Genomic DNA, 11,867 nt, shown 5'->3' with positions numbered 1-11,867 from the left:
AACGTGTTTCAAAGGAAAGCCTATAATCAGCTCGAGCGTTGGGCAGACAGGCTGGGTCAGACGGCTCTCCTTGTTACTGGTGCGCGGCAAATCGGCAAGAGCTACTTGATCGAACATCTCGGTCGGCAGCGATTTCAGTCTCTTGCGGAAGTCAATCTTGTTCTCAATAAAGATGCGAAGCGTGTTCTCTCGGATGTTTCGAGTGTTGAAGATTTTATTGTGCGGTTGTCGTTGCTTTCGGATGCCGAACTCATTGTAGGTAAAACGTTGGTATTTATAGATGAGATTCAAGAGCTTCCCGATCTTATGACGTTGGTAAAGGCACTCGTTCAGGACGGTCGCTTCTGCTATGCGTTTTCTGGTTCGATGCTTGGTACCGAATTGCGGCATGTGCGTTCATATCCGGTGGGATTCGTAACAGAAGTAACCATGTACCCCATGGATTTCGAAGAGTTCTGCTGGGCAAACGCCCTGAAGCCAGATGTGTTGGGCGTGGTAGACAAGTGCTGCGCTGCGCTTACGCCTGTGCCCGACTACCTGCACGAATCGCTCCTTAGCTACTTTCGCACGTACATGGTGGTGGGCGGCATGCCTGCTGCTGTGCAGGCGTTTGTGGATGACGGCGGCAACATGCGGTCGGTGAGAACGGTGCAAAGCGAACTGGTTGTGTCTTACGTTCACGATATTACAAAATACGCGAAAAACGCCGCTCCGAATGTGTGCGCTATTTTTGAGCAGCTCCCCGTGCAGCTTGATGCGAAATCTCAGCGTTTCCGCTTGAATTCATTGGATTCTAAGGCCCGCTACGACAAGTTTAGTCTCGATTTCAATTGGCTTGTATCGGCTCATGTTGGGCTCAAGTGTAATGTGGTACGCAATCCGAAAAGCCCGCTTAAGGCAACGGAGGATTCAGGTAACTTTAAACTGTACGAGTCGGATACGGGCATGCTGACAAGCCGTTACGACATTTCAGTTGCGCGCGCACTCTACACTGATGATCGTACGGTTAACCTGGGCTTTATGTTTGAAAACGTTTTTGCTCAAGCGCTCGTATCGTGTGGTTGCTCTCTGTACTATTACATGAATCGCAAGCGCGGCGAAGTTGATTTCCTTGTTGAGGGTGCCCGTGGGGAAGTAGTTCCCATTGAAATCAAGTCTGGCCGTTCTCCCCGGGCTCACGAAGCGCTGAATAAGTTGCTGGCAACGAGCGATTACGATATCAAGCGTGGTTTTGTGTTCTCGCGTCTTAATGTAGAGGTTCGTGACAAGGTGGTGTATCTGCCGTGGTATGCAGCCCTTTGCCTTCCCGAAGCGCTTGGATTGAGAAAAGGTGTCGACACTGAAGATTCGTTTACCATCACGCTACCCAAGCTCGGTTAAACGCTCGACAAAGTAAAACCCTTTCCCTTATGGTTGTAATCGCAACCATTTCGGAGGTCTGCTACACGCGCAGCTGCTGACGCAGGGCTGTTTGTAAGGTCTGCGAGAAATTGACACCATGTTCGACGGCCAAAGCATTCAGCCATGCGGGAAGCGTTACGGTGCGGTTTACTGCTCGAGATGATAGAGCCTGCCGCACCGAGGGCATATATGCGTCAATGAGTACGGTTCGCTCATTCGATTCGACGGTTAGTTGGCTTAAAGGTGTGGGAGCTGGTATTTCTTCACCGTCTTCTTCTAATCCGAACAGTACACAGCCCAGAAGTTCGCGTGCGGATAGCAGCGCGTCATTGTCGTCTACGCCGCTTGTTGCTACTCCTAAATCAGGGAATTCCACAGCGATTTCCTGCCCCTGTTCGTAAGTAAAAATTGCTGGATAGAAGTACCGGTCGGCTTTTTTCATGTATGCTCCTTTTGAGGGGGTTACTCGAATCGCAGCCCCGATTGTGCCTCGATGCTCTTGAGCGTCTTTGGTGGTATGTCTTTTGTTGGATGCTTCACTGTGACTCGTCCGTGTTTTGTCGGATGTTTTAATTGGTGGTGGCTTCCAACTACTGCGACCTCGTACCACCCATCAGCCTTGAGCTATGCGATGATCTCTCGTGACGAATAGCTTTTCAACCCTATCTCTCCTGCAAATCAGTATAACGAATAGAATAACAAGTGTATATAACACATAGAAGAATATTTGTTATTGTCATACCTTCAAGGTATTCCCCGCTACGGCTAAGCTGCAAAGGGGGTCGTAATCCTGTTGTAAGTTCAGTTTCATTGAAGCCTTTTACAGTGCCACTACTCCGTATTCGAATCGACGTGCTGGCGGCATGAGGTCTTGTGGTTGGCAATGCAGCGCTTTGGCGAGTTTCCACACGTTGTCAAACGACGCTCGCGAGATGTCTTTCGAGCCCTGCTCATATTGCTGTATTGCGCGAATTCCCACGCCAGAGCGTTGTGCCAGTTGCGATTGGGAAAGCCCCATAAGGGTGCGCTGGTGTTTCAGCCCCTGCGGGTAACTGCTGGCGGCGATTATCTCATCGGCGGCTTCCCGAAATCGGTCTTCGGATTGCTCATGATATGTTCTGTACATGTTGAACACGGTGCTAATGGGAAGGTGACGATTAATTTCCGCAAAGGTAAGGCTTGTGCTCCATTGATAGAAAGCAAGAATCCAGCCGCACCAATACGAGGGCGAAAGGTTGAAGCTGTCACTGACCGAAAGGGTGCCTGGGTCGTCGGGAAAGGCGAGGCCTCCCTGCTCGCAGACTTCGTTTGCCAACTCAAGCCCCGATTTCCCCACAATGGTAAAGGGTGATCCCTTGGCGATTTCGCGCGCGACGGTGCTTGACACGAAAACGTGCCAGAACTCAGTAAGACTGACATCCGGGGCTGCCGCGACACAATCAGCCATTTCGCCGAGGTTTTCCATTGCGTCCATAAGGTAGCTTTCAGCGTAGGCGGGCATAAGTATCCTCCCAGTTCAGGCGCATAAGATCACTGATGTAAAGACTATCTGTGTCGGACTCGGTAGAGAACGCGGCGGAGCCCCTGCGCGGGTGACAGGGGCGTTTTTACGAGCTTGGATTGTTGGAGCGTTAGACCGTTAGACCGTTAGACCGTTAGGTCGTTAAAGCGTTAGAGCGCGGAGCACACGCTTTTTGAGGTGACGCCGTCGAGTGCGCCGATTTTGCCCGACAGTGCCGAAATAACGTCGTGTGGCGCGTCAAGGGCGATCATGATCACGTTCATGTTGTGCTCGCGGTAGGGAATGCCCATGCGGCCGATAATGTAGTCGCGGTACTCATGCAACAGCTCGTTGAGCTGGTTGACCGACTCGGTGTTCTTGACGATGATCGATATTGCAGCAACCCTGGTGTCCATGGCAGCCTCCTTTGGCTTCGGTTCCACTTGCCTTATTGTATCGTGTCGCCGCCCCGCCGGGGGCGACAGATTAGCTTCGTCGCCGGTTGGGTGACGGAGCAGGGTGACAAAGCGTCACGAAAGGCTGCGGCAGCAAGACACGAAGGGTAACCTGCTGCCGTGTATCGGGTTGCGTAACCCTTTGGCGCACGCCGTGCCGTTGCCTGCCGTGCCGTCATGCTCGCTGCCGTTTCCTCACAAGTTTTCAAGCAGCGTTTTCGCTTCAGGGAGCGGTTGTAAGCTCCGCTTCAGCACGCCGGTCATGTACGCGAGCGCCATGCCGTAGTTGATAAGCGGCACGCCTTCGCTTCGCGCTGCGTCGGTGTGAGCCTTCATCTGCGCGTCGCTGATCATGCAGCCGCCGCAGTGAACAACAAGTGATACGCCGGCAAGCGAATCGGGGAAATGCGCGCCCGATGAGAACTCAAACGTCGGATTGCTTCCGGTACATTCCCGAATCATGCGCGGTATCTTCACCGTTCCAATGTCTTCGCACTGGCGGTGGTGCGTGCACGCTTCCGATACGAGCACGCGGTCGCCGTCGCGCAGCCCGGCAAGTGCGCGCGCGCCATCTGTAAACGACGACAGGTCGCCCCGGTAGCGCGCCATGAGGATGGAAAACGACGTAAGGGGTACATCGTCCGGAACAATGCGTGCCACTTGCTCAAACGCTTGCGAATCGGTAACCACAAGGCGCGGCGGTTGGCGAAGCGACGTAAGCGCACCTGCCAGCTGCGAGGGTTGGCACACGAGCGCCTGGGCGTGTGAGTCAAGCACGTCGCGCAGTACCATTTGCTGGGGAAGAATAATCCGGCCTTTCGGCGCCGACGAGTCAATAGGCACAACCAGCACCACCGTATCACCTTCCTGAATAAGGTCGGCAATCAGGCGCTTCTGCTTCTCCCTTGTGCGGGCGCTGCGAGCTATCGTTTCTTTCAGCTCGTTGATGCCTTCGCCTGTGACGGCGCTTACGAGCACGTCGCCTTCGCGGTGCTGCATGCGCTGCCGCTCGCTTGGTGACAGCAAATCAGCCTTGTTCCATGCTCGCACGAGCGGAATGCCGCGCTCGCGCACGGCACGAGCCAACTCGCAATCGGCTTCTTCCTCGCCGCGCGCGGCGTCGATTACCAGCACGGCAATATCGCACGTGGTAAGCGCTTGCTTCGCCTTGCGCACACGCAGTTGGCCAAGCTCGCCTGCGTCGTCGATGCCGGGGGCGTCAACAATCACCACGGGCCCTAAAGGTAAAAGCTCCATGGTCTTGCGCACTGGGTCGGTGGTGGTGCCAGGTGTGCCCGACACGATGGATAGGTCTTGCGAGGTGACGGCGTTAACAACGCTCGACTTGCCGGCGTTGCAGATGCCGAAAAAGCCAATGGTCGCCCGCTCGCTTGCGGGGGTGTCGTTCAGTCCCATTGCCGGCCTCCTAACTTGGTCGCGGGACGGGTGTGGGGCGGTACGGCGCGTGCGCGTGGCAGGCGCACGTGGTGGGCGCCGCTGCGGTGTGGGTGTACGTGGTGGGCGCGTCACGTGCAGCAACGTGCGCGCCCGTAGTGCACGCTGCGCTAGAAGCGGAAGTCGCGCAGCGAGGTTTCCTTAATGTCTCGAATGCGGGCCTCACAAATGCTGCGGGTCTTCTCGTTCGTGATCTTATTAAGCTCACGCTCGATAATGGCTTCACCTGCCCGTTTGGTTTCAGGCGTTGCGTAGTCGGTCAGATACTCTTGCAGCGTCATGAGCGCGTTGGGATGGCAGTAGTTCAGTATTTCGCCGCTTTTGCAGAAGCTCATGAAGCGGTCGCCGGTGCGCCCCGCGCGGTAGCATGCCGTGCAGAAGCTGGGTATGTGGTCACACGAAATAAGCCAGCTGATCACGTCATCTAAGGTACGCTGATCCGACACGTCGAACTGCTCGGTGTCGTGCGGGCGGGCTTCTTCGGTATAGCCACCTACGCTTGTGCGGCTGCCACCCGATATCTGCGATATGCCGTAACGCAGCGCGCGTTCGCGCACGACTTCGCTTTCGCGGGTGGAAATGATCATGCCTGTGTAGGGCACGGCAACGCGGATGCACGCGATAATTTTCTCGAACATGTCGTCGGGCACGCCGTTATCGAAGTCGTCGGGGTTGATGTCACTTGCAGGCTTCAAGCGCGGCACGCTGATGGTGTGCGGGCCCACGCCATGAACGGCTTCCAGGTGTTCGGCGTGCATGAGTAGGCCGACGAACTCGTACAAGTAGTTGTCCAGGCCGAACAGCACGCCTAATCCTACGTCGTCGATGCCGCCTTCCATGGCGCGGTCCATGGCTTCGGTGTGCCACGCGTAGTTGTGCTTGGGGCCTGTGGGATGAAGTCGCTCGTAGTTTTCGCGGTTGTAGGTTTCTTGGAAGAGAATGTAGGTGCCGATTTCGGCCTCTTTGAGCCGACGGTAGTCGTCAACCGTGGTTGCGGCGATGTTCACATTCACGCGGCGGATGGCGCCGTTACGGTGCTTGATGGAATAGATGGTTTCCATGCTTTCCAGAATGTAGTCGAGCGGGTTGTTCTTCGGGTCTTCACCCGCTTCGATGGCCAAGCGCTTGTGTCCCATATCCTGCAGCGCTATTACTTCGGCGCGGATTTCGTCCTGCGTGAGCTTGCGGCGGGGAATTTGCTTGTTCTTGGCGTGATACGGGCAGTACAAGCAGCCGTTCACGCAGTAGTTCGACAGGTACAGCGGCGCGAACAGCACGATGCGGTTGCCGTAGTAGGCCAGCTTAATGTCGTGCGCGAGCTGCTTGATGGCGGCGTTGACCTTTGGGTCGTCGCAGGCCATAAGCACTGCGGCTTCGCGGTGGGTGATAACCGAGCAGTGGTCGCGCGCGGGATGCAGGTTCGGGCGGGCTTTCTCCAGAATGCGCTCGATGAGCTCGAGATCGTTTTTGTGCTGTTGTGCGTACTCAAGCGTGTCGAGAATTTCCTGATGATTGATGAATTCGTCGGCGTGAGGCGATTTCGGGTCATACGTGCAGGTAGTCATGAGGTCCTTCTTTCTCGTTGGCACCGCTCGGCGGTGGTTTGGTGGCGGTTCGGTCCGTTTCGGTTTGCTTACGTGACAGGCGTGTAGCTTCGGTTCGCGTTGCGCTTCTGCGTGCCGTGCGTGCTACGTACCCGCGTGCCGGGTTCGTAGCGTTGTGCGGTGTGCTCGGTCGCGTGCCGTGCGCACTACGCGGGTGCTTGGGGGTCGCCCCGGTCGGTGACAATTTCGTAGCCAATTGCGCGGATGCGCTTCCGCAGGCTTTCCAACTGCGCGGCGGCGTCTTCGATGCCGAAAACCTTGTTGTCGTAAATTTCGTACTTGCTGCGACACGAAAACGGCGACAAGTTCGGCATGATCACGTTCGCGCCGGCCAAAATTCCTTGCTCCATGCCAGCCGTCTGAATGGAATTCAAGGCGGTGGTGGAGGGCAAAAGCAGGCTGGGTCGCATGATGCGCAGAAGCGACAGCAGAAAGCAGGTGAGCTCGGCCGACCCTTGCGGCTCGTTTGCGAAGGGGGTTGCGTGGTGCGGCACGAACGGGCCGATGCCGCACATAGCGGGCTGTAACTCTTCGATGAGCTTTAGGTCGCATGCAAGCTCGTAGGCTGTTTGCCCGGGCGTTCCTACCATAAACCCGCTACCCACGGCAAACCCAAGGTCGCGCAGGTCGGACAAGCAGCGCAGGCGATTTTGCAGCGCCAGATCGGCTGGGTGCAGCATTTGGTAGTGGCGTGCCGAAGCTGTTTCGTGTCGCAACAGGTAGCGGTCGGCACCGGCTTGCCGCAGCGCTTGGTAGCTCTCAAAGCTCCGCTCGCCTAAGGAAAGCGTGATGGCGCAATCGGGGTAGCGGTGCTTCAGCTGGCCGATAATTTCTGCAACCCGCTGGTCGGTAAACCAGGGGTCTTCGCCCCCTTGCAACACGAACGTGCGGCACCCCAGATCGTAGGCCGTTTGTGCGCAGTCGAAGATGTCATCGGCGCTTAGGCGGTACCTGCTGCATGAAGCATTGCTTTTGCGGATGCCGCAATAGTAGCAGTCATTTTTGCAGTAGTTGCTCACCTCAATGAGTCCACGTATGAACACGCTGGTGCCGTATGCGGCTTTGCGTTGCGCGCAGGCCAGCTCGCGTGCATGAGCGGCAAGCTCGGGTGAGCGGTTGAGGATGATCTGCTCGTACTGCTCGACGGACAGGCGTCGCTCTTCGGCGAGCTTGTCCACAAGGTAGCGTGTGCTGCTCATAGTAGTCCGACCTTTCCTTCAGCACGAGTTGCCAAGAGTCTCTTCGAAGGGGGCTTAAAGGCCTTTCCTGCAAAATGGAGCCCGCTTTGACGACTCGCCTTCATATCAGGTGCGTATCGCGCGCGGCACCTCAGAAAGGGTGTGCCCCTGCTGTGGTGTCGCTTGCATGCACATAAGTATACATGGGTCGCATCACCGAATTGTTTCAGCAGGCGGGTGGCGCGGTGTGGCGGGCGGGTGGCGCAACGGATGCGATGCGCCGGGCGGGTGGCGCAACGGATGCGATGCGCCGGGCGGGTGGCGCGGTGTGGCGAGCGGGTGGTTCGTCGCCTTCTTCATGCCTCCTTCCCCGCCTTCTTTTCGGTTCCCCCCGGCTTTCCCCCTGTCTCTTTCACGCTTCTTTTCGCCGCGCCGCTCAAAACAACAAAGCGGCGTTTGACCGAACTTGATCGAATTTGAAACGCTGGCGAAACACGACAGATGTGAATATTGATCGCGGTAAGCCTTTGTTGTGAACGGTGCGTAAGTAGTGCGTTTCAAAAGCGGCGAAGGCGAAGCGAGCGAGAAATGGGGTGAGGTAAAGATGCTGAATGTGACCATTGATGGCCGTGCGATAAGCGTGAGGGAGGGCACGACCATTTTGGGAGCTGCACGCCAGGCTGGCGTGAGTATTCCCACGCTGTGTTACCTGAAGCATGTAAGTAACATCGGGTCGTGTCGTGTTTGCGCAATTGAAGTTGAGGGACGAAGCGAACTAGTAACGGCGTGCAACACGCCTGTTGCCGAAGGCATGGTTGTGACAACGGATTCCGAGCGCGTCCGATCGTCGCGGAAGACAGCGCTCGAGCTGATACTTGCACGTCATGGTCTTGATTCCACGAACTATTGCTTTAGCTGCGTGAAGAATGGCGCGTGCGAGCTGCAAACGGTCTGTCGTGAGCAGGGGGTCGTTGAATCGCCGTACTACGTGGCTCAGCCGCGAAAGGCCGTGCTCGACAGCAACCCGTTTCTGCGGTTCGATCCAAACTTGTGCATCGCGTGCCAGCGGTGCGTGGGGGCATGCAACCGGGCGGCGCGCAACCACACGCTGCATACCAGCAAGCGGGGTGTGCGAACAGCGATTGAGGCACCGTTCGGCGAGAATTGGCGCGCGACCGACTGCGAAAACTGCGGCAACTGCGCTCAGGCGTGCCCCACGGGAGCCATCACCGAAAAGCGTCGTGCCAGCTACCGCGAATGGGAAACGCGAAAGGTTCAAACCACGTGCCCGCATTGCGCTGTGGGATGTCAGCTGAACTTGGTGGTGAAGGATAACCGCATCGTTGACACCGAGGGAGTAGCTGGTCCATCGAATCATTCGATGCTGTGTGTGAAAGGCCGTTCGGCCAGCTTCGACTTCGTTCACAGCCCCGAACGTCTGCGCACACCGCTCATCAAGAACAAGCAAACTGGCGAATTTGAGGAAGCGTCGTGGGATGAAGCGCTTCACTACGTGGCAAGCAACTTCACGCGCATTAAGCAGCAGGTAGGGCCTGATGCGCTCGCCGCGTTCGCTTGCTCGCGATCGACGAACGAAGACGTGTACATGCTGCAGAAGATGGCGCGTTGTGCGTTCGGGACGAACAACGTTGATAACTGCGCACGTGTTTGACACGCTCCCACGGTTGCCGGTCTGGCAACGACACTTGGCTCGGGAGCTATGACGAATCCGATCTACGACGTCACGCGCAATTCCGACGTAATAATGCTAGTGGGAACAAACCCCGAAGAAGCTCATCCGGTGTTTGGCATGCAGATACGCGCTGCCGTTGAGCGCGGAACGAAGCTCATCGTGGTCGACCCGCGCGACATTGGGCTGGCTGCCCGTGCCGACATCCATTTGAAGCTGCGTCCCGGCACCAACGTGGCGTTTGCGAATGGCATGGTGCATATCCTGATAGAGCGTGGGCTTATCGACCGTGATTTCATCGACCGCTACACCGAGGGCTTTGACGCGCTGGCCGCTATGGTGGCTAGCTACACACCTGCGCGCGTGGCCGAGATCTGCCGCATTCCAGAAGACGACCTAATCGCCGCAGCGCTGCTGTATGGGCAGGCCGACCGTGCACCCATTCTGTACTGCTTGGGTGTGACTGAGCATTCCACGGGTACCGATGGCGTTATGAGCTTGTCGAACATCGCCATGGTATGCGGCAAAATTGGGCGCGCCGGTTGCGGCGTGAACCCCATTCGCGGTCAGAACAACGTGCAGGGTGCGTGCGACATGGGCGCGCTGCCTACCGATTTTACAGGGTATCAGAAGGTGGAAAACCCCGATGTGCTGCGCAAGTTCGAGCAAGCGTGGGGAGTTTCTCTTAACCCTAAGGTGGGCACCAAGGCAACCGAGTGTTTCCCCAAAATGATCGAAGGCGAGATTCGCGGCCTGTTTATCTGCGGTGAAGACCCGGTTCGCACCGACCCCGACACGCATCACGTTATCAAAGCGCTCTCATCGCTCGAGTTCTTGGTGGTGGACGACCTCTTCATGACCGAAACGGCGAAGTACGCCGATGTGGTGCTTCCGGGCCGTTCTTATGCGGAAAAGGAAGGCACGTTCTCCAACACCGAACGGCGTGTGCAACGCGTGCGTAAGGCGGTGGAGGTGTCGGGCGACACGAGGCTTGATACCGACATCTTTATCGACATTATGAACTTGATGGGGTATGAGCAACCTCGTTTGACCGCTGCGCAGATTATGGACGAGATCGCCAGTCTCACGCCCAGCTTTGCGGGTATTAGCCATGCTCGCCTTGACAGCGCCGAGATTGCCGGCCGGGGCTTGCAGTGGCCATGCACCGCGCCCGATCATCCGGGCACGCCCATTCTGCATGTAGGTGGATTCGCACGCGGCAAGGGTGGCTACTCGCTGGCCGAATATCGTCCGTCGGTTGAGCTGCCCGACGATGAGTTCCCACTGATGTTGTCGACGGGTCGCATTTTGTACCAGTACAACGCCTGTGCTTTGACTGATAAAACCGCAGGTTTAAACGAGATCGCCAGCGAGTCGTTTATCGAAATCAACGATGCGGATGCCGCGCGTTTAGGCATTGCCGACGGCGATCGCGTGAAGGTGTCGAGCCGCCGCGGGAGCATTGAATCGACCGCACGAGTGAGCGGCAAGACGAATGAGGGAGAAACGTGGATGCCGTTCCATTTCCAGGACGGAAATTCGAACTGGCTCACCAATGCTGCGCTGGATGGCGTTGCGAAGGCGCCCGAATACAAGGTGTGCGCCGTGTCGGTGGAGAAGGCTTAACCTAAAGAATCGCTACGGGAAGGAGCGAGGAATATGACGATCGAGAAAGAGGATGTGTTGGCGGCCAATCCCGACTGTGTGTCGGGGGCTGCTCTGCTTCAGAAGGCCCAGGGCATTGCGGTTGGCAAGGCCAGCACGGCTGGCACGGCACCGCTGCGCTGCTTTGCGCTTTCGGTGCTGGCAGGCGTGTTCATCGCGTTTGGCGGCACGTTTATGCTGCTGGTGAAAGGCGACGCCGAGCTGGGATTTGCCGCGTCGCAGCTTTTGGGCGGCTTTGTGTTCTCGGTGGGCCTGGTATGTGTGATTATTGCCGGCGCTGAGCTTTTCACCGGAAACAACCTGATGGTTGCTGCCGTGGCTGACAAGAAGGTGTCGTGGGGTGCGATGCTGAAAAACTGGGGCATCGTGTATGTGGGCAACTTGGTTGGTTCACTTTTGGTGGTAGTTATCTTGCTGTTCGCGAACTTTGCCGGCATGAATGGCGGCGGCGTGGGCGATGCGATGATATCAGTTGCCGCTGGCAAGGCAGCGCTGCCGTGGGGTGTAGCGTTTTTCCGCGGCATCATGTGTAACGCGCTTGTGTGCGCTGCTGTGTGGATGGGCTTTGCGGGACGCACCGTTGTGGACAAGATGTTTACGTCCATCTTCCCCATCTTTGCGTTTGTGGCCTGCGGGTTTGAGCACTGTGTCGCCAACATGTTCCTTATTCCCATGGGAATGATCACACAGGCAAGTGGGTTTGCGTACAGTGGTGCGGCTGACGTGTCGGCGCTTACCATGATGGGGCTGCTGAGCAACATCTCGGCTGTTACGCTGGGTAACATCGTGGGCGGCGCGGTGCTCATTGGGCTTCTGTACTGGGCTGCCTACGGGCGTCAGAAGGCGTAGCGGGCGCTATTGAGCTCGAGGGCAGGGTTGCGCTTAAACCCCATACTGCCAATCTGCTGTGCTTCGCGC

At 57.0% G+C, this 11,867-nt stretch carries 9 protein-coding genes and 1 pseudogene; 3 read left to right on the top strand and 7 right to left on the bottom strand.

The window, feature by feature from the left end; all coding sequences use genetic code 11:
• Positions 1–3 precede the first annotated feature (3 nt).
• Positions 4–1,380 carry an ATP-binding protein gene (locus G7Y44_RS03540; protein ID WP_165247609.1) on the top strand — a complete coding sequence of 459 codons (1,377 nt, stop codon included), beginning with the start codon at positions 4–6 and terminating at the stop codon, positions 1,378–1,380.
• A gap of 61 nt (positions 1,381–1,441) precedes the next feature.
• Here G7Y44_RS03540 and G7Y44_RS03535 read toward each other — a convergent pair whose 3' ends face one another.
• From G7Y44_RS03535 to hydE, 7 genes and pseudogenes are all read right to left on the bottom strand, one after another.
• Positions 1,442–1,843, bottom strand: a complete 402-nt coding sequence (locus tag G7Y44_RS03535; RefSeq protein WP_165247607.1) for a type II toxin-antitoxin system HicB family antitoxin — start codon at positions 1,841–1,843, stop codon at positions 1,442–1,444.
• A gap of 20 nt (positions 1,844–1,863) precedes the next feature.
• Positions 1,864–2,013, bottom strand: a pseudogene (locus G7Y44_RS10380) (type II toxin-antitoxin system HicA family toxin); the annotation flags it as partial.
• Between the two features lie 208 nt (positions 2,014–2,221).
• Entirely contained in the window at positions 2,222–2,902 is a 681-nt protein-coding gene (locus G7Y44_RS03525; protein ID WP_165247605.1) for a helix-turn-helix domain-containing protein, read from the bottom strand.
• Between the two features lie 170 nt (positions 2,903–3,072).
• Entirely contained in the window at positions 3,073–3,318 is a 246-nt protein-coding gene (locus tag G7Y44_RS03520; protein WP_165044535.1) for a TM1266 family iron-only hydrogenase system putative regulator, read from the bottom strand.
• 234 nt (positions 3,319–3,552) lie between these two features.
• Positions 3,553–4,773, bottom strand: a complete 1,221-nt coding sequence (gene hydF / locus G7Y44_RS03515; protein WP_165247603.1) for a [FeFe] hydrogenase H-cluster maturation GTPase HydF — start codon at positions 4,771–4,773, stop codon at positions 3,553–3,555.
• 149 nt (positions 4,774–4,922) lie between these two features.
• Entirely contained in the window at positions 4,923–6,377 is a 1,455-nt protein-coding gene (gene hydG / locus G7Y44_RS03510) for a [FeFe] hydrogenase H-cluster radical SAM maturase HydG (protein ID WP_165247601.1), read from the bottom strand.
• A 185-nt stretch (positions 6,378–6,562) separates the two neighbouring features.
• Positions 6,563–7,615, bottom strand: coding sequence for a [FeFe] hydrogenase H-cluster radical SAM maturase HydE (gene hydE / locus G7Y44_RS03505; RefSeq protein ID WP_165247599.1), 1,053 nt, complete (start codon positions 7,613–7,615; stop codon positions 6,563–6,565).
• Between the two features lie 583 nt (positions 7,616–8,198).
• Between hydE and fdhF the strand changes: the two genes are divergently transcribed.
• Both fdhF and G7Y44_RS03495 read left to right on the top strand, forming a co-directional pair.
• Complete coding sequence (gene fdhF / locus G7Y44_RS03500) at positions 8,199–10,910, top strand: formate dehydrogenase subunit alpha (protein ID WP_165247686.1); 2,712 nt, start codon at positions 8,199–8,201, stop codon at positions 10,908–10,910.
• A gap of 33 nt (positions 10,911–10,943) precedes the next feature.
• Complete coding sequence (locus tag G7Y44_RS03495; RefSeq protein WP_241159165.1) at positions 10,944–11,798, top strand: formate/nitrite transporter family protein; 855 nt, start codon at positions 10,944–10,946, stop codon at positions 11,796–11,798.
• Positions 11,799–11,867 lie beyond the last annotated feature (69 nt).

The sequence above is a fragment of the Adlercreutzia sp. ZJ141 genome (assembly GCF_011038965.1).
GTDB lineage: Bacteria > Actinomycetota > Coriobacteriia > Coriobacteriales > Eggerthellaceae > ZJ141.
The sequence above is the reverse complement of the archived record's forward strand: the minus strand, read 5'-3'. Positions and strand labels throughout refer to the sequence as shown.

What these genes read in the sequence shown, in the direction of transcription:
- hydF (WP_165247603.1), bottom strand. Translation starts at nt 4,773, where the DNA reads ATGGGACTGAACGACACCCCCGCAAGCGAGCGGGCGACCATTGGCTTT.
- hydE (WP_165247599.1), bottom strand. Translation starts at nt 7,615, where the DNA reads ATGAGCAGCACACGCTACCTTGTGGACAAGCTCGCCGAAGAGCGACGC.
- G7Y44_RS03525 (WP_165247605.1), bottom strand. Translation starts at nt 2,902, where the DNA reads ATGCCCGCCTACGCTGAAAGCTACCTTATGGACGCAATGGAAAACCTC.
- G7Y44_RS03520 (WP_165044535.1), bottom strand. Translation starts at nt 3,318, where the DNA reads ATGGACACCAGGGTTGCTGCAATATCGATCATCGTCAAGAACACCGAG.
- G7Y44_RS03495 (WP_241159165.1), top strand. Translation starts at nt 10,944, where the DNA reads ATGACGATCGAGAAAGAGGATGTGTTGGCGGCCAATCCCGACTGTGTG.
- hydG (WP_165247601.1), bottom strand. Translation starts at nt 6,377, where the DNA reads ATGACTACCTGCACGTATGACCCGAAATCGCCTCACGCCGACGAATTC.
- G7Y44_RS03535 (WP_165247607.1), bottom strand. Translation starts at nt 1,843, where the DNA reads ATGAAAAAAGCCGACCGGTACTTCTATCCAGCAATTTTTACTTACGAA.